The sequence below is a fragment of the Micromonospora sp. NPDC050187 genome, from assembly GCF_044459745.1.
Taxonomy (GTDB): Bacteria; Actinomycetota; Actinomycetes; order Mycobacteriales; family Micromonosporaceae; genus Micromonospora.
Map to the genome: position 1 here is coordinate 203317 of NZ_JBITJH010000003.1, position 23184 is coordinate 226500.

At 73.7% G+C, this 23184-nt stretch carries 16 protein-coding genes; 12 read left to right on the forward strand and 4 right to left on the reverse strand.

Annotation, left to right across the window (positions count from 1 at the left end):
- Positions 1-194: 194 nt before the first annotated feature.
- The 3 genes from ACIBJE_RS06720 to ACIBJE_RS06730 form a co-directional block, all read right to left on the reverse strand.
- Positions 195-2312 carry a HelD family protein gene (locus ACIBJE_RS06720; protein ID WP_396743985.1) on the reverse strand — a complete coding sequence of 706 codons (2118 nt, stop codon included), beginning with the start codon at positions 2310-2312 and terminating at the stop codon, positions 195-197.
- A gap of 123 nt (positions 2313-2435) precedes the next feature.
- A complete protein-coding gene (locus ACIBJE_RS06725; protein ID WP_396743987.1) occupies positions 2436-3362 on the reverse strand; it encodes an alpha/beta fold hydrolase in 927 nt (308 codons plus the stop codon).
- A gap of 212 nt (positions 3363-3574) precedes the next feature.
- Positions 3575-3904 carry a hypothetical protein gene (locus ACIBJE_RS06730; RefSeq protein ID WP_396743990.1) on the reverse strand — a complete coding sequence of 110 codons (330 nt, stop codon included), beginning with the start codon at positions 3902-3904 and terminating at the stop codon, positions 3575-3577.
- Between the two features lie 451 nt (positions 3905-4355).
- Here ACIBJE_RS06730 and ACIBJE_RS06735 point away from each other — a divergent pair, with 451 nt between their 5' ends.
- From ACIBJE_RS06735 to ACIBJE_RS06750, 4 genes are all read left to right on the forward strand, one after another.
- The gene (locus ACIBJE_RS06735; RefSeq protein ID WP_396743993.1) at positions 4356-4847 is read left to right on the forward strand and encodes a DUF3145 domain-containing protein; all 492 of its coding nucleotides are present in this window, start codon (positions 4356-4358) and stop codon (positions 4845-4847) included.
- A gap of 250 nt (positions 4848-5097) precedes the next feature.
- Positions 5098-6831, forward strand: coding sequence for a glycoside hydrolase family 3 protein (locus tag ACIBJE_RS06740; protein WP_396743996.1), 1734 nt, complete (start codon positions 5098-5100; stop codon positions 6829-6831).
- Between the two features lie 171 nt (positions 6832-7002).
- Positions 7003-8013 (forward strand): glycosyltransferase family 2 protein, encoded by a 1011-nt coding sequence (locus tag ACIBJE_RS06745; RefSeq protein ID WP_396743999.1) that lies wholly within the window; start codon positions 7003-7005, stop codon positions 8011-8013.
- Positions 8010-10277: a hypothetical protein gene (locus ACIBJE_RS06750; protein ID WP_396744002.1), complete on the forward strand. Its 2268-nt coding sequence runs from the start codon at positions 8010-8012 to the stop codon at positions 10275-10277. The genes ACIBJE_RS06745 and ACIBJE_RS06750 overlap by 4 nt, the downstream gene beginning before the upstream one ends.
- 177 nt (positions 10278-10454) lie before the next feature.
- Here ACIBJE_RS06750 and ACIBJE_RS06755 read toward each other — a convergent pair whose 3' ends face one another.
- Positions 10455-13154: a sugar-binding protein gene (locus ACIBJE_RS06755; protein ID WP_396744004.1), complete on the reverse strand. Its 2700-nt coding sequence runs from the start codon at positions 13152-13154 to the stop codon at positions 10455-10457.
- A 419-nt stretch (positions 13155-13573) separates the two neighbouring features.
- On the opposite strand from ACIBJE_RS06755, the gene ACIBJE_RS06760 reads away from it, so the two are divergent.
- The 8 genes from ACIBJE_RS06760 to ACIBJE_RS06795 all read left to right on the forward strand — a co-directional run bounded on the left by ACIBJE_RS06760 (position 13574) and on the right by ACIBJE_RS06795 (position 23137).
- Positions 13574-14737: an ROK family protein gene (locus tag ACIBJE_RS06760; protein ID WP_396744007.1), complete on the forward strand. Its 1164-nt coding sequence runs from the start codon at positions 13574-13576 to the stop codon at positions 14735-14737.
- 36 nt (positions 14738-14773) lie between these two features.
- Positions 14774-15826, forward strand: a complete 1053-nt coding sequence (locus tag ACIBJE_RS06765) for an extracellular solute-binding protein (protein WP_396744010.1) — start codon at positions 14774-14776, stop codon at positions 15824-15826.
- Positions 15827-15924: 98 nt separating this feature from the next.
- The gene (locus tag ACIBJE_RS06770) at positions 15925-16998 is read left to right on the forward strand and encodes an ABC transporter ATP-binding protein (RefSeq protein ID WP_396744013.1); all 1074 of its coding nucleotides are present in this window, start codon (positions 15925-15927) and stop codon (positions 16996-16998) included.
- A complete protein-coding gene (locus ACIBJE_RS06775) occupies positions 16995-18788 on the forward strand; it encodes an ABC transporter permease (RefSeq protein WP_396744016.1) in 1794 nt (597 codons plus the stop codon). The genes ACIBJE_RS06770 and ACIBJE_RS06775 overlap by 4 nt, the downstream gene beginning before the upstream one ends.
- Positions 18785-19702, forward strand: coding sequence for a creatininase family protein (locus ACIBJE_RS06780; protein WP_396744019.1), 918 nt, complete (start codon positions 18785-18787; stop codon positions 19700-19702). The genes ACIBJE_RS06775 and ACIBJE_RS06780 overlap by 4 nt, the downstream gene beginning before the upstream one ends.
- Positions 19699-20652, forward strand: a complete 954-nt coding sequence (locus ACIBJE_RS06785) for an amidohydrolase family protein (RefSeq protein WP_396744022.1) — start codon at positions 19699-19701, stop codon at positions 20650-20652. Before ACIBJE_RS06780 ends, ACIBJE_RS06785 begins: the two co-directional genes overlap by 4 nt.
- 60 nt (positions 20653-20712) lie before the next feature.
- Complete coding sequence (locus tag ACIBJE_RS06790) at positions 20713-22170, forward strand: argininosuccinate lyase (RefSeq protein ID WP_396744025.1); 1458 nt, start codon at positions 20713-20715, stop codon at positions 22168-22170.
- Positions 22171-22207: 37 nt separating this feature from the next.
- A complete protein-coding gene (locus tag ACIBJE_RS06795; protein ID WP_396744028.1) occupies positions 22208-23137 on the forward strand; it encodes an ROK family protein in 930 nt (309 codons plus the stop codon).
- The last annotated feature ends 47 nt before the right edge of the window (positions 23138-23184 follow it).

The following is a 23184-nucleotide window of genomic DNA, read 5'->3' on the forward strand; positions in this document are numbered from 1 at the left end:
GTTCCCCGTTCGGTCCGGACCCAATGTATGTTCACATCGCTATGTATGCAAGTAAGTGTCGGTCATTGGCCGGAGCGAAAGCCGCGGAGGTAGCACGGGTAGGTAACAAGGGACCCCTGCTACCAGCGCACCCCCGCCTCGGCAGGCAGGCGGCCGAGGCGGGGGTGCAAGGTAGGAGGTGGGAGTGGGACGGGTCAGGTGACCGGGTCGATGGTGGTGAGCCGCTGGGTGGCCCGGGAGAGGGCCACGTAGAGGGTCCGCACGCCCGAACCCGGCTCGGCGCGGATCTCGCCCGGGGCGACCAGTGCCACGCCGTCGTACTCCATGCCCTTGGCCTGGAGGCTGGTCACCACCTGGAGGCGCGGCGAGTCCAGGTGGGCCAGCCAGCCGGCCACCTCGTCCCGGCGGGGCACCGGCGTGATCACGCCCACCGTCCCGGCCACCTCCGCCAGTAGCGCGCCGACCGCCTCGGCCGTCCGCGTCGCCAGCTGCGCCGCCGGCACGGTCAGCGCCACCGGGTGCACGCCGGTGGAGCGGACCGCCGTCGGCAGCGGCAGGTCCGGGTGGACGGTGCGGATCTCCGCCGCCGCCACCGCGAAGATCTCGGCCGAGTTGCGGTAGTTCGTGGTCAGGGTGAACTCGTGTCGCTTGCGCCGGCCGAGCGCCTGGTCGCGGGCCCGGCCCAGCTCCGCCGGGTCGCCGGTCCAGGCGGTCTGCGCCGGGTCGCCGACCACCGTCCAGGACGCGAGCCGACCCCGCCGGCCGAGCATCCGCCACTGCATCGGCGACACGTCCTGTGCCTCGTCCACCACCACGTGCGCGTAGTCGCGGTAGTCGGCCGGACGCTCCCGGGCCGCCGCCCGCTGGGCGCGCTGCCGGTCGGCGAAGGTGCTGAGCTCCCGGACGCCGCCGGCGAGCTGGAACGGGTCGCGCCGACGACGGGCGGGCTTCATGGGCTGGCCGAGCAGCGTGTCCAGCTCGTCCAGGAGCGCGATGTCGGCGATGGTCAGCCCGTCGCGGTCCAGCGTCCGCCAGGCCGCCGTCAGCGTGCGGATCTCCGCGCCGGAGAGGATCCCCCCGGCGTACGCGCGCAGCCGCTCCGGCCGGGCCAGCCAACCGAGCACGTGACGCGGGTGCAGACGCGGCCACCAGGCCTTGAGGAACTCGCGGAACTCCGTCCGGTCGGCCAGTTCGTCCTCGAAGACCCGCTGCTGGGGTAGGCCGGAGACGCCGATCCGGCGGGCCTGTGCCCAGAGCGCGGCGAAGATCCCGTCGAAGCCGGCCCGGCGCACCTCGTTGCGGCGGGCACCCCGGGGCAGTGCCCGGGTGCGGATCGCGTCCAGCTCGGGACGGGCCAGCCGGAGCAACTGCCCCCGGTAGAGCAGGCGCAGTTCGTCCGGGCCGTCCGGGACGGCGTCCCGGGTCGCGCGTTCCAGCACCCGGCGCATCCGCAGCGAGCCCTTGACCGCCGCCACCTCCGGCGGGTCGGTGCGGGTGGCGGACATGCCGGGAAAGAGGGAGCCGAGGGAGTGCAGGGTGGCCGTCTCCTCGCCGAGGGACGGCAGCACCGAGGCGATGTACTCGACGAAGACCGTCGACGGGCCGACCACCAGGATGCCGCCGCCGGCGTACCGGCTGCGGTCGGAGTACAGCAGGTACGCCGCGCGGTGCAGGGCCACCGCCGTCTTGCCGGTGCCCGGTCCGCCGGAGACGATCGTCACGCCCGAGCCGGGGGAGCGGATCGCCTCGTCCTGCTCCCGCTGGATGGTGGCGACGATGTCCCGCATGCCCCGCCCGGTGGCCCGGGAGAGGGTGGCCAGCAGCGCGCCGTCGCCGACCACCGGCATCTCCGGCGGGGCCGAGGCCGGGTCGAGCAGGTCGTCTTCGATGCGGGTGACCCGCTCGGCGGAGGACCCGATGGTGCGCCGCCGCACCACGCCCAGCGGCTGAGCCGGGGTGGCCTGGTAGAACGCCGCCGCGGCCGGGGCCCGCCAGTCCACCACCAGGGTCTCGGCGTCCTCGCCGCGTACGCCGAGCCGACCCACGTGCAGCACCGACCGGTCCCGCAGGTCGAGCCGGCCGAAGACCAGCCCCTCGTGTTCGGCGTCGAGCAGGTGCCGGCGCTGGGCGGCGTGGAAGACCATCGCGTCCCGCTCGACCAGCGCCCCGAAGTTGCCCACCTTGGCCAGCCGGTAGCCCTCGCGTTCGGCCTGGGCGGCCGACCGCCGCAGCTCGGCCAGCCGGGCGTACACCCGGTCGAGATGCCGCTGCTCGGCGGCCATCTCCTGCTCGAGGGTGCTCTGGTCGGTCACGCACGGGCTCCTGTGCTGGCGGTGGCGGACGGCGCGGACCCGCGCCAACCTGACCCGGCCGAGGGTACGGGCAGCGGCTCGACCGGCGGTCGGGCCATCCCGATCCGGACGCGACCAGTCCCGTTATAACCTGATGGAGGAAGTGGTGCCGGGAGTGGCCAGCGCCTGCCGGAGCACGGCCACGACCGCCGCGTTGACCTCGTCCGGGCGCTCCATCATCAGCATGTGGCCGCCACCGGGGCAGACGGTCAGCTCGGTGGCCGGCAGCACCTGCGCGATCGACTCCGCGCACGGTGGCGGGGTGAGCCGGTCCCGGTCGCCGACCAGCGCCGCCGCCGGCACGTCCCCCAGCTCGGCGAGGGTGTCCAGGCGGTGCTGGGCGCCGATCGAGGCCCGGAAGCCGCCGATCGAGCGCAGCGAGGCGTGGGCCACCGCCGAGGTGACCAGTCGGATGTCCGTCGGGTCGCACCGGTCGCCGAAGAGCAGCCAGCGCAGGGAGGGCCGCAGGGCGCGCAGCAGGGCGCGCGGTGGCCGCCACGAGCCGCACCGGGCCAGCACCCCGGCCCCGGTGGTCTCGGCCAGCCGGATCAGCCGGGCGATCCGGGGCGAGAGTCCGTACGCGGTGTGGGTGTGCCCCTCGGCGGTGGTGGCCACGAAGACCAGGCCCGCCGTGCGGGTGGCGAAGTGCGTGGGGTGGCGGTGCGCGTACTCCATGATCGTCATGCCGCCCATGGAGTGCCCGACCAGCACCACCGGTCCGGTCGGCGCGACCTCGTCCAGGACGGCCGCCAGGTCGTCGCCGAGCTGCGCCAGGGTCGCCGTGCGCAGCGCCATGCAGCTCGACCGGCCGTGTCCCCGGGCGTCGTAGGTGACCAGCCGTACCCGGTCGCCGAACTGCTTCCCGATGCCGGCGAGCTGCCGGTGCCAGCTGCGTCCGTCCAGCGTCCAGCCGTGCAGCAGGACCGCGGTGACCTCGGCGTCGGCCGGCCCGGTCGTCTCTCCGTGCAACCGGACACCGTCCGGCAGCCGCACCTCGAACCCCTCCGGCATCGCCACCTCCCCAAGGCCGGACCGACCCGCACGGGGGTACCCGGCGGTAACCAACGGCTACCCGCCATGGCACCACGCGAATCGTCCGACGGAAAGAATCGCCGTCCCGGGTTCGCGCCCCGAGGGAAATCTACCGATGCGAATGCCGCTCACGACAGAGCCGCCCGCCGGAAGATCCGGCGGGCGGCTCTGGGTGTCGCGGACGGGGCGGCTCAGGCCTCGAACACGCCGGCCTCGACCAGGCGCTTCTCGGTCGCGTCCCAGCCGTCACCCGGGTGGCTGGCGTTCAGGTTGCTGATCTCCGCCCGGATCTTGGCGGCGTGGCCGGCGGCGGCCAGCACCCGGATCTCCTCGACGAACGCCTCGGAGTCGGTGCGCAGGTGCGCGGTCTTGCCGTTGGTCAGGTTCCGCACGTAGGCGTGCTTGCCGCCGTTGAGCGGGATGAGGTACTTGAACTCGCCCAGCACGCTGAGGGCGCCACCCTGGCCAGCCTGGCCGGCCCGGACTGACGCGCGCGCGGTCTTAGAGGTGTTGCTCGCCACGGAGGTACTCCTTGCAAGACGTACGGGAGGACGGAACGTCCGGGGGCGGTGCGGACGACCCCCGGGTAGGAGGCGAGCCCGCGGTCACCTGCGGCGACGAAGCCACGAGGTGATGCACGGCGGCACAGACCGCCGAGTGAACTGTACACGACCACGCCATCCGGCTCGGCCGGTGTGCCCTGCCGACCGGCTGGTCGTAACCGTCGCGCGACGGCGTCGCCGCCGTCACCGGTAGGGCGGGGTGACCGGGTCGCCGCCGCCCGCGCTGCCGACGAGAACGGTGTCCCGCCGTCGCAGAGGGCAACGGCGGGTGCGCGGCCCGCTATTCCCGTGGCGAATTTTCCGATTCCCTGGCGCACCATCCGCCACACCAGTCATCATGTGTGTCCTGGTACCACTTGGTGATCGAGGTCGTAGGGGAAGACGCACCTCGCTCTCCGGGAGGTCCACCGTGCCTACGCGTGGCGTCGTATACGTCCACTCGACCCCGCTCGCCGTGTGCCCACACGTCGAGTGGGCGATCGCGCGCGTCCTCGCCGCGCCGGTCAATCTCCAGTGGACGGCCCAACCCGTCGATCCCGGCGCCCGCCGGGCCGAGTGCGGGTGGACCGGCCGTCCCGGTACGGGCGCCGAACTGGCCGCCGCCCTCCGGCAGTGGCCCATGATCCGTTACGAGGTGACCGAGGACCCCAGCCCCGGAGCCGACGGCGAACGCTTCATGTACGTGCCCGGACGGGGGCTGTTCCGGGCCACGATCGGCGCGGCCGGGGACATCCAGCTCGGCGAGGACCGGCTGCGCAGCATCATGGCCGCCGCCCGGGGGCCGGAGGCGCTCGCCCACGCCCTGGACAAGGCCCTCGGCAGCGCGTGGGACGCCGAGCTGGAGCCGTACCGCTACGCCGGTGACGGTGCGCCGGTGACCCTCCTCACCCGGGTCGGCTGACCCGGCCCTGCCGCCACCCGCACCGTCCCGCTCCCGCCCGGGTCCGTCCGAGGCCGCCAGCTCCCGCCCGGGTCCGCCCGGTCCGTTCCGACCGGCCGGGAGCCACGCCGACCCCGGCCGCGCGTCGTGCCGGGTCGCGGGTCATCCCCCGGACCGGTGACCGGTGCGGACTCCCGGCCCGATTGCCGGTGCCGGTCGGGTAGGTACGGGGGTGCGGCAGATTTGGTGGGTGCGGAGGGAGTTTGATGGGATGGGGCGCGTGCCGAGTCTCCTCCGACGCGTCGGCGTCGCGTCCGTCCTGCTGGCCGTCCTGACCGCCGCCGGGTGCACGGGCTCGTCGGAGCGCCCCGTCACACCGAAGAACCCGGACGCCGCGACCGCGACCCCGTCGGCCGCTCCGGCGCCGGTCGGCGACCCCGCCGCCCGGGCCGCCGCGCTGGTGGCGACGCTCGGCGACGAGGACCTGGTCGGACAGGTGCTCATGCCGTACGCCTACGGCAGCTCGGCCACGGACGTCTCCGCCGGGTCGGCGCAGGGGAACAAGGCGCTGGCCGGGGTCGCCACGCCGGCCGAGATGATCGCGAAGTACCGGCTCGGCGGACTGATCCTGGTCGGCTTCTCCGCCGACGATCCGACCTCGGGCAACCAGGAGACCACCAACGTCGACAACCCGAAGCAGGTTCACGGGCTGACCACCGGACTGCGCGCCGCCGCCGGAAAGCTCCCCGCCGGTACGGCCCCCTTCCTGATCGGCACCGACCAGGAGTACGGCGTGGTCACCCGGATCACCGACGGGGTGACCCAGCTGCCCAGCGCCCTCGCCGCCGGGGCGGCCGACGACCCGGCGCTCACCGAGGCCGCCTGGCGGGCCGCCGGCACCGAACTCGCCGCCATGGGGATCAACCTCGACTTCGCCCCGGTCGCCGACGTGCTCGCCACCCGCAGCACGGTGATCGGCTCCCGCTCTTTCGGGGCCGACCCGAAGCGGGTCTCCGCCCAGGTCGGCGGGGCGGTCCGGGGGCTACAGGGCGCGGGCGTGGCGGCCACCCTCAAGCACTTCCCCGGGCACGGGCACAGCTCCGCCGACTCACACGCCGAGCTGCCGGTGCTCGCCCAGTCCCGCAAGGTCCTCGACACCGGGGCGCTGCCCCCGTTCACCGCCGGCATCGACGCGGGCGCCTGGGCGGTCATGTCCGCCCACCTCGACGTCCGGGCCGTCGACCCGGGCACCCCGGGCACCTTCTCCCGCAAGCTCCTCACTGACGTGCTCCGTGGCCAGCTCGGGTTCCAGGGCGTGGTGATCACCGACGGCATGAACATGGCCCCGGCGAAGCGCTACCCGCCGGGCGAGGCGGCGGTGCGGGCGCTCAACGCCGGCAACGACCTGATCCTCATGCCGCCGAACGTGACCCAGGCCTACGACGGTCTGCTCGCCGCGCTGCGGGACGGCTCGCTGCCCCGTACCCGGCTGGTCGAGGCGGTCACCCGGGTGCTGACCCTGAAGTTCCGGCTGGCCGACCGGCCCACCCCGGACATGTCCACCCTGGCCGACGACGTCCACGACCGGGCGGTGAAGGACCTGGCCGCCGCCGCGGTGACCGTGCTGCGCGGGTCGTGCACCGCCGCGAAGGTCACCGGGCCGGTCACCGTCACCGCCTCCGGTGGGCGGGAGCGGACCCGCGCCGCGCTGACCGAGGCGCTGACCGCCGCCGGGGTGCGGGTCGTGCCCAGCGGCGGCACCGTGGTGCACCTGGTCGGCTACGGTGACGGCGCTGCCGACCTGCGCGCCGGCGCCGACGTGACGGTCGCCATGGACACCCCGTACGTGCTGGCGAAGGCGACCTCGCCGACGCTGCTGGCCACCTGGTCGTCGAGCCGCGCGTCGATGGCCGGGCTGGCCGCCGTACTGGCCGGCAAGGCCCGCCCGACCGGGCGTACCCCGGTGCCGGTGACCGGCCTGCGCGCCCCGAACTGCTCCCGCTGACCGGCGTGCGCGAGGCCGGGTGCAGCGATGGCGACCTGCGTCGTTGAGGGCCCGCTGACCTGCGTGCGCGCGGTCGGGTGCCGGCCCGCGCGGCTCGGTCCGGCGACCCGGTTCCGGCTGGTAGCGTTCGCCCCGAGCACCGGCGGAGCGGGTGGACGGGGGGCGAGTGCGGTGACGCGACCGGAGCCCGTCCTCTCCGTGGTGGTGCCGATGTACAACGAGGAGAGCGTGCTGCCGTCGTTGGCCCGTCGGCTCCGCGCCGTCCTCGACGACCTCGGCGAGACGTACGAGGTGGTGGCGGTCGACGACGGCAGCGACGACGGCACCGCCACCGCGCTGCACGGGCTGCGGGCCGACTGGCCGCACCTGCGGGTGCTGCGGCTGCGGCGCAACAGCGGACACCAGGCCGCCCTGGTCGCCGGGGTGCTCCGGGCCCGGGGCCGGTACGTGGTCAGCATCGACGCCGACCTCCAGGATCCACCCGAGACGATCGTCGAGATGCTCCACGCCGCCCGCGCCGACGCCCTCGACGTGGTCTACGGCGTCCGGACCGACCGGAGCACCGACAGCCCGTTCAAGCGGTGGACCGCCGCCGGCTACTACCGGCTGATGCGTCGCCTGGTCGGCAAGCAGGTGCCCGCGCAGGCCGGCGACTTCCGGCTGCTCAGCCGGGACGTGGTGGAGGCGCTGCGGGAACTGCCCGAGCCCGCCCCGGTGCTCCGGCTGGTGGTGCCGTGGCTCGGTTTCCCCAGCGGGGAGGTCACCTACCACCGGCACCGCCGGGCCGCCGGGCGGACCAAGTACCCGCTGTCCCGGATGGCCGGGCTGGCCGCGCAGAGCGTCACCAGCTTCTCCGCCGCGCCGCTGCGCTTCGCCACCTGGCTCGGGCTGGCGGGGGTGGCGGTCTGCGGCCTGCTGGTGGTCTTCACCGTCGTCGCCTGGTCCGTCGGGGCCACGGTGGACGGCTGGCCCTCGCTCTACGTGGCGATCCTCTTCCTCGGCGCGGTGCAACTGCTCTGCCTCGGCCTGCTCGGCGAGTACGTCGGTCGGATCTACACCGTGGTGCAGGGCCGCCCGGCGTACGTCGTGGCCAGCGACACCGCGACCGACCGGGAAGCCGGCGGCCCGGCCGCCCCGCGGAAGGTCGGCGGCCCGACGACCCTGGCCGACAGCCTGCGGTGACCGCGCTCGCCACCGGAACGCCGTCGGGCGTCGCGCCGGCCCGCCGCCCGGTCGCCGTCCGCGTCGCCCCGCCGCTGGTCGGGTACGCCGTCGTCGCGGCCGTCCTGCTCGCCACCGGCACCCCCGCCGTCGACCTGGCCCGGTTCACCGGGTACGCGCTGCTCGGCGTGCTGCTGCCCGGCACGCTGGTCTACCGGGCGCTCCGCGTCCGCCCGCACACCCTGGTCGAGGACCTGGCGGTCGGCGCGGCGGTCGGGCTGGTGCTGGAACTCGCCGGCTGGGCGGTGTTCACCGGCCTGGGCGTGCCGCATCTGCTCTGGCTCTGGCCGCTGGCGGTGGTGACGCCGTTCGTGGCGGTGCCCCGGCTGCGCCGGCACTGGCGGGTCACCGGGTACACCCCGGTCCCGGCCGGCTGGGCGCGGTCGCTGACCGCCGTCGTCGCCGGCTTCACCTGGTACCTCGCCGAGTCGTTCCTCCGTCCCAACCCGGTGCTGCCCACCAGCGAGGGGCAGGCGCAGTACATCGACCTGGCGTTCCAGCTCTCGCTGGCCGGAGCGGCCACCCACCAGATGCCGCCCGAGGTGCCGCAGGTGGCCGGGGAGCCGCTGCATTACCACTGGTTCGGCTTCGCCCACCTGGCGGCGGCCAGCCTGGTCAGCGGGGTCGACCTGCCCACGGTCTTCTTCCGGCTGGCCGTACCGGCGCTCTGCGCGTTGGCCGCCGTGCTGGTCGCGGTGGTCGGCTGGCGGATCAGCGGTCGGGCGTACGCGGGCGTCGGCGCGGCGGCGCTGATGTTCACCGTCGGCGAGTTCGGCTACGAGAACGGCGTCCGTCAACTCTTCGGCACCCAGGCCACGTTCATCGTCTGGGGCAGCCCGTCGATGACGTACTCCTGGGTGCTGCTGCTGCCGCTCGTCGCGGCGCTCGCCGAGGTCGTCGGGCGGGCGAGGGGCAGCGCCGTGCCGCCGCTGGGCCGGGGCGCGTGGGTGCTCGCCGCGCTCTTCCTGGTCGCCTCCACCGGAGCGAAGGCCAGCTCCGTGCCGGTGGCGCTGGGCGCGCTCGGCTTCACCGCCGTGGTGCTGCTGGTGGTGCGCCGCCGGGTGCCCCGCGCGCTGCTCGGCGCGGTCGGGCTGACGCTGGCCGCGCAGCTCTTCGCCACCGCCGTGCTGTTCCGGTTCGTCAGCCACGGGGTCACCGTCGACCCGTTCTCCGGCCTGCGTGCGTACGTGCCGTCGTCCGGCTCGGTCACCGCGCTGTTCTGGGTCGCCGTCACGGTGGCGTTCCTGCTCAACCTCCAGCTCCGGCTGGCCGGGGTGCTGGCCCTGGTCGGGTTGCGCCGGGGTCGGCTGGAGCCGGTGCAGCTCTTCCTGCTCGGCGGGGCCCTCGCCGGGCCGGCGATCTACCTCCTGGTCGGTCACCCGGGCAGCAGCAACCAGTACTTCGTCCGGGCCGGATTCGCCTTTGGGGTGGTCCTCTCCGCCTGGGGGTACGCCGAGGTGCTGGACCGGGCCGCGCTGTCGCCGCGCGCGCGGGTGGCGCTCGCCGCCGGGGCGGCCGGCCTCGCGCTGCTGCTCACCGTGATCCAGCTGCGGCACCCGGCGACCGCCGGGTCCGACCCGGCGTACGAGCCGGTGCTGCCGCTGCTGCGCTGGGCGGTCGCGCTGGCCGTGTTGGCGACCGTGCTGGGGCTGCTCTGGCCGGCGCTGGTGGGTGGCTGGCCGGCGCTGGCCGGACGGGGCGCGGCGGTGCTGCTGACCGGTGTCCTGGTGGCCGGTGCCCCGGGGCTGGTGCTGGACGCCGCCGCCGCCCGGCGTTTCCCGAACGGCGGGGCGTACGCGGTGGTGCCGATGCCGGCGTCCCGGGTGGAGGCCGCCCGGTGGGTGCGGGACCACAGCGCCCCGGGTGATGTGCTCGCCACCAACGTGCACTGCCGGGTGGTGGACAACGGCTGGTGCGACGCCCGCTCGTTCTGGCTCAGCGGTTACGCCGAGCGCGCGGTGCTGGTGGAGGGATGGTCCTTCGCGCCCCGGATGGTGGGCCGACCCGGTGGCGCCTACGCCCCGTTCTGGGATCCGGAACGGCTGCGCGCCAACGACGCGGCGTTCACCGCGCCCACCGTCGCCGGGCTGACCCACCTGCGCGACCGGTACGGCGTCCGCTGGCTGGTGCTGGACCGCTCGGTCACCCCGGAGCCGCCCGCCCTGGCCACCCTGGCCGACGAGCGCTTCCGCAACGACCGGATGAGCGTCTACCGCCTCCGCTGACCCCGCACCGGCACCCCACCCCACCCCACCCCTGCCCGCCCGCCGGCCCGCCGGTTCGGTGGTAGCAGGGGTCCCCTGCTCATCAAAAAGCGTGAGGAGGGGTCCCCTGCTCATCAAGAAGCGTGAGCAGGGGACCCCTCCTACCACCTGGCCCGGTGGTGGCTGGGCCGCCTCGGGTCAGCGCACGCTGACCTGGTACGCCCGGGCGGCGTCGCCGGACTCGAAGGCGGCCAGCAGCGAGCCGGCCTGTCCGTCCTCGACGGGAACCGTGACGGTCACCGAGCGGCCGGCGGTCAGCTCGACCGTCTTCTCGCCGAGCGCCTTGTCACCGTCCCAGGTGTACAGGTACGCCGTGCCGGTCCGGTCGGCGCGCAGGGTGACCCGCACCCCGTCCCGGGTGACCCGCTGGTCGCTCAGGCGCAGCGCCCGCTCGGGGAGCTTCGCCACGGCGGCCGGCGCCACCCCGTCCACCGCGGACTGCGCGATGGTCTGCGGGCTGTGCACGCTCCGGGCGGCGGTGTCCGGGAAGATCGGCTCACTCGGCTCCCGGTCGGCCGGGGTGTAGCCGGGCAGGGTCACCAGGCCGTAGCGGTACGGGTCGGCCCGCACCCCGGTGAAGGTGGACCAGCCGAGCCGGGACTGCGAGCTGAGGTCCTGGGTGTCCGAGTCGTAGACCAGCACGTTGAAGCCCATCCGCTGCGGGTCGACGGCGTCCGGCAGCACCGAGAACGGGATGCTCGCCTCGATGGTGTAGCCGGTGTAGGGCTCGCTGACCTTGCTGACCACGGTCATCCCCGGCGCGGTCTGGGCGCCCGGACCCTGCCGGTTGTCGGCGTCGCGCTGCCAGCACGGCGGGTTGCCGTTGGCCGGGTCGTCGGTGATCGGGAAGATGCCGGCCTTGAACACCGTGGAGGTGTCCGAGGAGTCGCCCTTCGGGTCGACGATGATCTCGACGCTGTCGGTACGCCGCTGCCGCTTGCAGTCCTGCGGCACGACCTTCTTGCCGAGGACGTCGTCGGTGACCTGCACGATCACCTTCAGCGCGTCCTCGGTGTACGCGATCCGGCCCTTGGCCGAGGCGTCCTGCGGAGTGACCGACTGGCCCTCCCAGATCCGGGAGAAGTCCAGCTCCTCGCCGGGGTACTCGCCCGGCCCGGCCTCGCCGTCGACCTCGTGGTCGTGGCCGGCGTGCGGGACCTCGCTGGTCGGCACGATCTCCAGCGCGCCGGCCTCCACGTTGGTGCCGGACTGGCTGGTGGTGGTGATGGTGATGCCGTAGTCGCCGTTGACGCCGCCCTGGTTCGCGGTCGGCAGCGACGGGTCGCTGTTGGTCACCGTGAAGGTGACCGAGCCGGTCGCCCCGGCGGCCAGGCTGGTGTAGTTCTTCGTCGCCGAGTCGGCGGTGAAGCCGGCCGGCAGGCCGAGGGTGACGCTGCCGCTCTGCGCGGTCGAGCCGTGGTTGCGCAGGTCGACGCGGACCTCGCGGCTCTTGCCGGACCCGAGGGTGAGCACCGGCTTGATCAGGGTGTCGAGCTGCGGGTAGCCCTCCGCGCCGGCCCAGTCGCGGAAGATGCCGACCTCGGGCAGCGGCTCCAGGGTGCCCCGGACGTCGGCGACGACCCGGACGGCCCGGTCAGTGCGACCGGTGCCCTGGGCGGTGGCGAGGGTGGCACCGAGCAGCGACTGCTGGTTGGTGGCGGCGTCGGCCGGGACGGTGACGGTGAAGGTGGCGGTCCGCTCCTTGCCCGGCGCGACCGCGCCGTGCAGCGCACCGGAGCCCTTGGCGGTCCAGCCGTCGGGCAGCCGCAGGGAGACGGTCGGCTTGGTCAGCGCCCGCTTCGCGGTCCGCACGTGGGCGGTGACCTCGACGGTCTGACCGGGGGTGAGGTCGAACCGGTCGGCGGTCAGGTAGAACTCGGTGTCCTCGGGGAGGGCGCCCTTGGCGGCGGGCAGCACCGAGCCGCGCAGGATCGCCTCGGGGGAGGTGTCCGCCGGGTCGTACGGCACCCGGCTGTCGACCAGGGTGTAGAAGTCGCAGCGCACCTGCGCCGGGTCGGTCGGGGCGGCGGCGCTGTTCGCCCAGCCCTGGGTGACGTAGTCCCGGCGGGCGTCCACCTCGATCTCGCCCCAGGTCTTACCGGACTTGCTCCGGGTGCCCTCCCAGACGCCGAAGACCTGGTCGGTGGGGACGGTCGGCCGGAACGTGGTGGCGCAGGCCGGGCCGGCCGAGGAAGTGCCGGTGCCCCCGGTACGCAGGAACTTCGCCGCCCGGAAGGGCTTGAGCCCCTCCTCGCGGATCTGCTCGGGGAAGGCCTTCGGGTCGGCGGCGGCGTGGAACGCCTCGGCGGCGAACCGGGCCGCCTGCTGGTGGTTGCCGTGGTTGCCCGGGGTCGGCGACGGGTTCATCGTCATGACGATCTCGGGCCGGGTCGTCCGGATCACCCGGACGATCTGGGCGAGGGTGTCGTCGTGGCCCCAGATCTGCTCGGACAGGGGCGCGGAGGCGGTGTACCAGAAGTCGACCCGGTCCAGGTTGTAGAGGTTCTCGACCCCGGCGCGGCCGATGGCCGTGCGCTCCTCGCCCTCCCGGATGATGCCCAGCGGGGGGCCCTCCTCCAGGCCGACGGCGTTGCCGCCGCCCTCGCCACGGGTAATGGTGACGACGCCGGAGCGGACGCCGTGCTTCTCCTTCCACTGGCCGAGGGTGGCGAGGCTGCTGGCCTCGTCGTCGGGGTGGGCGCTGACGAAGAGCACGTCCAGGTCGACCGCGTCGGTCGGCTTGGCGCCGGTGGCACCGGTGGGGGCGGCGAAGGCGGCGGGTGCCCCGGACAGGGCCAGGGCGAGCGCGGTGGGTAACAGGAACGCCTTGAATCGCATGCAGATCCTTCCGCTGAAGGCGGTGTCCGGGCAGCGACCGGCGGCGTCGGGCGCACGGCGGCGTTCGACGCTCCGGTCGCGTTCGGACGGCTGATGGGGGACGGCCGGCGCGAGGCGCGGCAAGGGCACCGGGCACCGGGGTACGCAGCGGTACGGGCATCCGTACACACTGGAAGGCCTTCGCCGGTGACGCTAAGGACCGGTGCACCGGCGCGTCAATCCTTTGCAAGGTCTTTCTTTGTTTGTGGAAGAAATAAAGTCACCCTGCAGAGGTCATGATCACCCGGCGCATCCGGCGCGGTCGCGCTCGGTCAGCGGCTCGGCGGTAGGGCGTTTTGCCAGCTAGTCAAGGTGTTTCTCGGGGTCCCGAGATGCTTTCGTGACTTGACTCGTTAATTCGTTCGCCGTAGGAAGGAAGTGTGACTGACGTGGTGACGCCACCGACGAGCCCGGTGAGCCGGGAGCGGGCGAAGGAGATCAAGCGGCTTTCCGTGATCTCCACCGCCCGCCAGGTGCGGGTGCTCTCCCGCGCCGAGCTGACCGAGCTCACCGGGCTGAGTCCGGCCACGCTCACCCCGCTGGTCCGTGAGCTGATCGCCGAGGGCTACCTCATCGAGCGCGGACCCGGGACGTCCCGGACCGGCCGTCCCCGGGCGATGCTGGAGTTCAACCCCCGAGCCGAGCTGGTGGCCGCGGTCTCCCTGGAGCCGTCCCGGCTGAGCTGCGAAATCGCCGACAGCGACGGTACCGTTGTCGCTCACCGCACGGTCCGGCTCGCCGGTGACATCGTCGACACCGTCTGCCGGTCGGTGCCCGAACTGGCCGGCGACGGCCTGCCCGCACTGCGCGGGGTGGCCATCGCCGCGCCGGGGGTCTCCTCCGGTGGGGCGGTCCGGCTCGCCCCCTCGGTCGGCCTGGTCGAGGGGCTCCCGATAGGGGAGTCGGTGCAGCAGCGGCTCGGCGTGCCCGTGGTGGTGGACAACGACGTCAACCTGATGGCGGCCGGTGAGCACGCCTGCGGGGCCGGCAGCGACGTGGCCGACCTGCTGCTGCTGCACGTGGCCGACGGCATCGGTGCCGGCCTGGTGCTCGACGGGCAGGTCCGCCGGGGCTCCGGCGGCGCGGCCGGCGAGGTCGGCTTCCTGCCGCTGGACCCGACCGACCGGGGTCACGACGGCATCGGCCCGTTCGAGGCCCGCTGGTCGGAGAACGCCATCGCCGAGCGGATGGTCGCCCTGGTCCCCGGCCGTCGGCCGGACGCCCCGGTCGCCGCCCTGGTCGAGCTGGCCGGTGCCGACGAGCGGGCCGCCGCCTACCTGGACGAGGTGCTCACCGCCTGGTCCCGGCTGATCGTCTCCTGCGTCTGCGTCGTCGACCCGGGGCGGGTGCTGCTCAGCGGGGCCGCCGCCCAGCTCGACGACGCGGCCGTCAACCGGCTCCAGCGGCTGGTCGCCGCCGCTGTGCCCAGCCCGACCGAGGTTCGCCGGGCGGTCCTCGGCGACCGGGCGGTGCTGCACGGCGCGGTCAGCTACGCGCTCTCCGCAGCCGCCGCCGGTCTGCCCCACCTGCTTCCCACTCCCTGACCCGCAGTTCCCCATCACCCCCTTCGGAGGTACCCCATGAGACGTCGCCTTCTCCTCGCCGGGGCACTCGCCACCGTGCTCGCCGCCGGCACCGCCTGCGGTGGCGGCGGTGGCGGTGACGACGCGGCCAGCGGTGCGACCGCCGAGAAGCTGACCATCTACACGGCCCGTGACAAGAAGGTCTCCGACTACGTGGTGGAGCAGTTCACCGCCAAGTACCCGGAGTACAAGGGCAAGGTCGAGATCCTCAACCTGGGCGCGCAGGAGATCCTGGAGCGGGTCCGGGCGGAGAAGGCCAACCCGCAGGCCGACGTCTGGTGGGGTGGCACCCAGCAGGGTCTCTCCGCGGGCGCGTCCGAGGACCTGCTCGCCCCCATGCAGCCGAGCTTCGCCGGCAAGATGGACGCCAAGTACAAGGACGCCGAGGGCCGCTGGTTCGGGGAGATCCTGCTGCCCGAGGTCATCATGTACAACAACAAGGCGCTCACCCCGGAGCAGGCCCCGAAGGACTGGGACGACCTGCTCAAGCCGGAGTGGAAAGACAAGATCATCATCCGGGACGTGGCCGCCTCCGGCACCATGCGGTCGATCTACTCCGCGATGATCGTGCGGCAGTCGCCCGACGGCAGCAACCCGCAGCCCGGGTACGACTGGCTCAAGAAGCTCGACGCCAACACCGGCGCGTACGCCGCCAACCCGGCCGACCTGTACCTGAAGCTCTCCCGGCAGCAGGGCACGCTCAGCGCCTGGAACCTCCAGGACGTCCTGCTCCAGGCCAACCAGTCGAACATGCCCTTCGGGTACGTGATGCCGGCCTCCGGTGCTCCGGTGCTGGTCGACGGCCTCGCTGCGGTCAAGGGCGGCAACACCGAGGGCGCGCAGAAGTTCCTCGAGTTCCTCTTCGACGACAAGCTCCGCGGTGAGCTGGCCAAGGAGTACTTCCAGATCCCGGCGGTGGAGATCGCCGAGCAGCCGGAGTGGCTGGCCAACCTCGACCTCAAGCCGCTCGACGTCGACTGGGACGTGATCGGCAAGAACGAGACCGAGTGGATCAACCACTGGAACAGCCAGATCAAGAACAAGGGCTGACCGCGCGGACGCCGGACCGGGGTCGACCCCGGTCCGGCGTACCCGCCCGTCAGTGGTGCGTCCGATCAGGCGGCGTACCGCACGAAGGAGAGGGCCTCATGATCGATGTCACGCTGGAGTCGGTGAGCAAGCGCTTCGCGCGCGGTGGCGACACCGCAGCCGTGGACGACGTCGACATCACCATCGCCGCCGGGGAGTTCTTCACCCTGCTCGGCCCGAGCGGCTGCGGCAAGACCACCACCCTGCGCATGGTGGCCGGGTTCTACTTCCCCACCTCCGGGCGGATCCGCTTCGGCACCGAGGACGTCACCCGCCGGCCACCGAACAAGCGCGACACCGGCATGGTCTTCCAGAACTACGCGCTCTTCCCGCACATGAGCGTCGCGCAGAACGTCGCGTACGGACTCAAGATCCGCAAGGTGAGCCGGGCCGAGGCGCGGCGGCGGGTCGAGGAGGCGTTGGGCGAGGTGCACCTCGGCGGCTACGGCGAGCGGCGCATCGACGAACTTTCCGGCGGCCAGCAGCAGCGGGTCGCGCTGGCCCGCGCCCTGGTGATCCGGCCGCGCACCCTGCTGCTCGACGAGCCGCTGTCGAACCTCGACGCCAAGCTGCGCGAGGAGACCCGTACCGAGATCCGCCGGATCCAGCAGGAGGCCGGCACCACGGCGATCTACGTCACCCACGACCAGGCCGAGGCGATGGCCATGTCGGACCGGATCGCGGTCATGCAGTCCGGCCGGGTGCAGCAGATCGGCGCCCCGCAGGAGATCTACCACCAGCCGGCCAACGCCTTCGTGGCCCGCTTCATCGGCCGCAGCAACGTGCTCGACCTGCCCGTGGTCGACGCGGCCGAGCGGAGCGTCACCGTCCGGCTGCCGGGCGGCGGCGACGTTGCCGTCGGCGCGCCCGCCGGGCACGGCCGCAAGGCCGGGGAGAACGCCCTGGTCTCCGTCCGGCCCGAGCACATCGCCCTGACCTCCACCACCGACCCGGGCGCGCTGCCCGGCCGGATCACCGAGGTGGAGTTCACCGGCATGGCCACCAACCTCGTGGTCGACGTGGCCGGCGAGCCGGTCCAGGTGGCCGCAGTGGACGTGCCGGCCGGTCTTTCCGTCGGCGACCAGGTCGGCCTGCGGCCCAACCCGGAGCGGATGTGGGTGGTCCGCCCGTGAGCACCATCCCCGCCACTCCGAGCCCGGCCACGGTCCCGCCGGTCACCGGGGACCCGACGCCGCCGCGCGCCCCGCGCCGCCGGCTCGCCGACCGCCTCGGCGGCGGCGCCGGCTCCCGCTGGTTCCCGTACGTGCTGGTCTTCCCGCTCGCCCTGATCCTCTTCGGGTACGTCGTCCAGCCGATGTTCGCCACCTTCGCCGAGAGCGTCGGCGTGGACGGGGTGGAGAACTACACCGCCTTCCTCAGCGGTGCGGGGGTGGCCCGGTCCGCCCTGGTCACCTCGCTGATCATCTCCGCGGCCAGCGTGTTGCTCTGCGGCATCGTCGGCGTGGCGATGGCCTTCCTGCTCAAGCGCTTCCAGTTCCCCGGGCGGGGACTGATCGAGGCGATCATCCTGGTGCCGGCGGCGCTGCCGCCGCTGATCGGGGCGATCTCGTTCCAGCTGCTCTACAGCGAGACCGGCATCCTGCCGCGCGGGCTCCAGCAGATGTTCGGCACCGAGAACCCGGTGCTGCCGTTCAGCGGCATCGCCGGGGTGCTGGTGGTGCACACCTTCACCATGTACCCGTACTTCTACCTGGCCACCTCGGCCGCGCTGACCGGGATGGACCCGTCGGTGGAGGAGGCGGCGTACAACCTGGGGGCCGGTCGGGTCCGGGTGTGGCGCACCGTGCTGCTGCCGATGCTCACCCCGGCGCTGGTCTCCGCCTCGCTTCTGGTCTTCATGACCTCGCTGGCGTCGTACACCGCCCCGCTGCTGTTCGGGGTGGACCGCACGATGACCATGCAGATCTACATCAACCGCACCAACGGCGACCTGCCGATGGCCTCCACGTACGCCTCGGTGCTCGGCGTGGTCTCGGTGCTGTTCCTGCTCGGCATGCGCTGGTACGAGGGGCGGCGCAGCTACCGCTCCCAGTCCAAGGGCGTGGCCAGCCACCGACGGGAGATCACCAACCCGTTCGGGCGCTGGGCGGCGCTGGCCGCGTCGCTGCTGGCCACCGCCGTGCTGCTCGCACCGGTGGCGACCATCGCCCTGGTGGCCTTCTCCGAGGACGGCACCTGGACCACCGAGGTGATCCCGGCCGCCTACACCTGGCAGAACTTCGTCACGATCTTCTCCGACCCGGACGCGTTCCAGCCGATCCTGAACTCGCTCCGGATGAGCCTGCTCGCCACCGTCGGCTGCATCGTGGTCGGTGTGCTCATCGCCTACGCGGTGCGCCGGCTCGACTTCCGTGGTCGGGGCCTGCTGGACGTGGCGGTCATGCTGGCCTGGGCGCTGCCCGGCACGGTGGTCGCGATCAACCTGATCTCGGCGTTCAGCACCGGTAATGCGTTCAGCTTCGGGCAGGTGCTGATCGGCACCTTCTGGATCATGCCGCTGGCGTACTTCGTCCGGTTCCTGCCGCTGGTGTTCCGGTCCAGCTCGGCCACCCTGGCCCAGATCGACCCGTCGCTGGAGGAAGCCGCCCGCAACCTGGGCGCGTCCTGGTGGCGGGCGTTCGGGTCGGTGACCCTGCGGCTGATGCTCCCCGGCGTGCTGGCCGGCGCGCTGCTCGCCTTCGTGCACGGCGTCGGTGAGTTCGTCGCCTCGGTGCTGATCTACACCTCGGACACCGCACCGATCTCCGTGGAGATCAACAACCGGATGTACTCGTTCGAGGTCGGCACCGCCGCCGCGTACGGCATGCTCCAGGTCGTGCTGATCTTCGTGGTGATGGTGCTCTCCGGTCGCCTCGAGGGCGGCCGGCGGTCCAGCCGGGAGGCAGCGAAGTGGACGGCGTGACGACCTGGCCGGCCGGGGGCGGGCTGATCCCCGCCACCCGGATCCCCGGCGGTGAACTGGCGGCGGTCGCCGCCGCGGCCGACTTCGCGGTGCTGCCGGTCGGCGCGGTCGAGTGGCACGGCCCGCACCTGCCGCTCGGCACCGACCTGATCCTCGCCGAGGGCTTCGCCCGCGAGAGCGCGGTGGACGCGTCGGCGGGCGAGAGCGAGGCGGGTGCGCCGGCCGGCGGGAGCACAGCGGGCGACGACGTGCCGGCCGACGGGGGACCCGGTCCGCGCGGGGTGCTCTTCCCCGCCGTGCCGTACGCGGCCTGCCCCGGGCAGACCCGCCCCTGGCCGGGCACCGTGGCGATCCGCCCGGAGATCGCCGTCGGCTACCTCGCCGACGTGATCGAGGGGATCGTGGCGGCCGGCTTCGGCCGGCTGCTGATCGTCAACGGGCACGACGCGAACATGTCGACCGTCCGGGCCGCGATGGAGTGGGTCTCCGGGCGGCGCACCGCCAGCCTGCTGCTGGTCAACTGGTTCCAGCTGGTCACCCCGGAGGAGACCACCGCGCTGTACGGTCCGCTGCCGGCGCGTGGGCACGGCGGGGCGTACGAGACCTCCGGGGTGCTCGGCTTCGACCCGGACGCGGTCCGCCTCGGCGCGGTCGACGACCTGCCGCCGAAGCCCAAGCTGCCGGTGCCGCACCCGTACGTGCTGGTCGAGTCCCGACCCGACCCGTGGCAGGGCTGGTCCGGGCACATCTCGCTGGCCGACGAGCCGATCGGGCGACGGGTCCGGGAACTGGCCGGCGGACGGCTGCGCGAGCTGGTCGCCGCCTGGGTGTCCGCCGAACCTCCGGCCGCACCCACCGCCCACCCGCTGTCCGATCCGCCCACCGCCGACCCGCTACCGAAGGAGCCCCGATGACCGTCGACCGGGGACTCGACATCGTCGACTTCCACCTGCACTTCCGGATCGGCGCGGACGAGACCATCCGGTCCTGCGAGCACACCGCCGGCATGCACCCGGGCGGAGAGCACGAGCGGGCCGTCCGGGCTGCCGGCTCCGCCCCGTACGCGGGGCAGTGGCGGCAGGCGTGGGGCTTCCCCGACCCGGAACCACCGGCCGAGCGCTGGCAGGACGAGGCGGACCGGTGGGCCGACGAGCTGCGGGCGGTGAACGTCCGGCGGGCGGTCTTCGTCACCGGCGGCGGCAACGACACCCTCGCCGACGTGGTCGACCGGCACTCCGACCTGCTGCTCGGATTCGCCCACCACGACCCGTACGCCCCCGGGGCCGCCGCCGAGCTGGAACGCGCGGTGGTCGAACGCGGCCTGCGCGGGCTGAAGCTCTTCGCCCCGCTGCTGCGCGGCCCCCTCGACGACGAGGCCCTCGACCCGCTCTGGGGTACCGCCCAGCGGCTCGGCGTGCCGGTGCTGGTCCACATCGGGCACTACGGCAGCGCCGGGGGCCTCTCCCACGGCCGGTACGGCGGCCCGGACGAGCTGGCCCGGATGGCCCGGCGCTTCCCCGAGCTGGCCGTGGTGGTGCCGCACTTCGGCGTCCAGCACGTGCAGGACCTGTTCTTCGCCGCGTGGGGCTGCCCGAACATCCACGTCGACACCTCCGGCTCCAACCAGTGGGTGCGTTGGATGCCGTACAAGCTGACCCTGGAGGACCTCTTCCGCCGCTGTTACGAGACCATCGGCCCGCACCGGATCGTGTTCGGCAGCGACTCGTCCTGGTTCCCCCGGGGCTACGTCACCCGTTACCTCGACGACCAGCTGCGAATCTGCCGGGAGCTGGGCCTGCCCGAGGAACACCTGCGCGCCATCTTCGCCGGGAACGCCGAGCGGCTGCTCGGCCTCGACGACTGACCGGCTGACGTCGGGCGCGGCGAGCGACGCACCCGGCCTGGAAGGAAGTGGACACCCGTCATGAGCACACCCCCGCTGACCACCTACCAGCGGCACCACCTGCGGCCCACGTACGACCACCACGTCGGGTACCTGTTTCCGGCGATGGTGCGGGCCAGCCAGGCGCACGTGGTGATGCTGACCGAGCAGGGACTCGTCCCCGCCGCCCGGGGCGCCCGGCTGCTGCGCGGCCTCGCCGAACTGCGCGCCGACGACACGCCCGCGCCGGAGTTCGACGGCACCTTCGAGGACACCTACTACCTGCTGGAGAAGCGGCTCGCCGAGGCGTGCGGCATCCCCGCGTCCGAACTGGACGTGCAGATGGCCCGTAGCCGTAACGACCTGGACGCCGGGGTGTTCCGGATGCTCCTGCGCGACCAGCTCGTCGGCGTACTCGGCCGGATTCTCGCCACCGGGGCGACCACCCTGGACGCCGCGCACCGGTACGCCGACGTGGTGATCACCGGCTACACCCACCGCCGGCCCGCCCAGCCCACCACCATCGGGCACGCCCTCGCCGGCTACGCCGAGGCGCTCGCCGGTGAGGCCGTCGCGTACGCCGACCTGATCGAGGCGCTCAACGTCTCGCCCCTGGGCTCCTGCGCGTTCGCCGGCACCGACCTGGACATCGCCCCCGCCCGGGTGGCCGAGCTGCTCGGCTTCGGCGGCCTGGTCACCAACTCGTACGAGGCGGTGGCCGGGGCCGACCACCTGGTCCGGGTGGGCACCCTCAACGCGCAGGCCCTCGCCACCGGCGCCCGGCTGGCCCGCACCCTGATGGACTGGCTGAGCTGGCGCTGGGTGACCACCCCCGGCGACTTCACCCAGGGCAGCAGCATCATGCCGCAGAAGCGCAACCCGGTGGTGCTGGAACACCTGGTCTCGATGGCCGGTGCCACCGCCGCCGACGCCGCCAGCGTGCTCAACAACGTCGGCGCGGCCTGGTGGGAGGACTCCAACAACGCCACCACCGACGTGCAGGTGCGCCTCTGGGAGAGCAACGACCGCACCGACCGGTTCTTCGCGCTGCTCGGCGGCTTCCTCGCCGAGATCGAACCGTTGGAGCCGCCGTCGGCGGAGGAGATCGTCGCCTCCGGGGCCACCACCACCGCCGCGGCCGACGCGCTCACCCGGCACGGGGTGCCGTTCCGCGCCGCCCACTCGGTGGTCGGCCGGCTGGTGCGGGGTGGCGCCCCGGGCACCTGGACCGTCGACGGGGTCCGCGCGGCGGCCGAGGGGATCGCCGACAGGCTCGACGACGGCGCGATCGACGACCTGATCGCCGCCGCCGTCCGTCCCGCGCAGGTCCTCGACCGCGCCCAGGTCGACGGGCCCGGCACGCAGGCCGTACGGGCCCAGGTGGCGACCCTCCGCGTCGCCTTCGACGCGGTCGCCGGCCGCCTCGACGCGGTCCGTGGCCGGCTGGCCCGGGCCGACGCGGCGCTGGACGCCGTCGCCGTCGAGCGAGCGGCGCGGTGAGCGCGCGTCCCGCCCTGTCTACCGGAGGTTGTGACCGGTGAGTGTTGGATTGTCCGGTCGAGCTGCCCAGCCCGCGCCGGCGGCCGGTGACCGGCCGGTACTGCTCGGCATCGACTTCGGCGGCACCAAGATGGCCGTCGGGGTGGCCGACGGGCAGGGCCGGCTCCTGGCCCGCGAACGGGTTCCCACGCACGCCGAACAGGGCGCCCCACAGGCTCTGGAACGGGCACTGGCGCTGGCCGCAGAACTGGTGGCGCGGGTCGGCGGCCCGGTCGCGGCGGCCGGCGTGGCCTCGCCGGGCGTGATCCGGCCCGACGGCATCGACCTGGCCCCCAACGTGCCCGGCTGGGACCGGCTGCGACTGGCCGACGCCGTCCGCGACCGGTTCGGCGTGCCGGCGGTCGCGGTGGACAACGACCTGAACGCCGCCGCCCTGGCCGAACTGCGCCTCGGCGCGTTGCGCGACGCCGACCCCGGGCTGGTGATCGGTATCGGCACCGGCGTCGCGGCGGCGGTCACCGTGGGCGGCCGGGTGGTCGCCGGCCACCGGGGCGCGGCCGGCGAGATCGGGTACGCCGTGGCCGGTGGCCCCTGGCCCGGCAGCATGCTGGAACTCGACTTCTCCGGCCGGGCGCTGGACCTGGTCGCCGACGAGCAGGGGGTGCCGGGCGGGGCGGCCGGGCTGGCCGCCGCCGCCGCGCGTCCCGGCCCGGCCCGGGACGCGCTCACCGCCCGGGTCGACGAGTTCGCCCGCCACCTGGCCACCTGCTGCCTGCTGCTCGACCCGCAGCGGGTGGTGCTGGTCGGCGGGGTGGCCGGCAGCGACCTGATCCGGGGTCTGCTGACCGAGCGGCTCGGCGCGGTGCTGCCCTACCGGCCGGAGATGGTGCTCTCCCGGTTCGCCGACGACGCCGCCCTGCACGGCGCGGTGATCCTCGCCCGCGAGGCGGTGCCCGCGTCCCGCTGAGTCGGGGCTGGTCGACTCCGTTCCGCCGAAACCGTGGCCTCCACCGT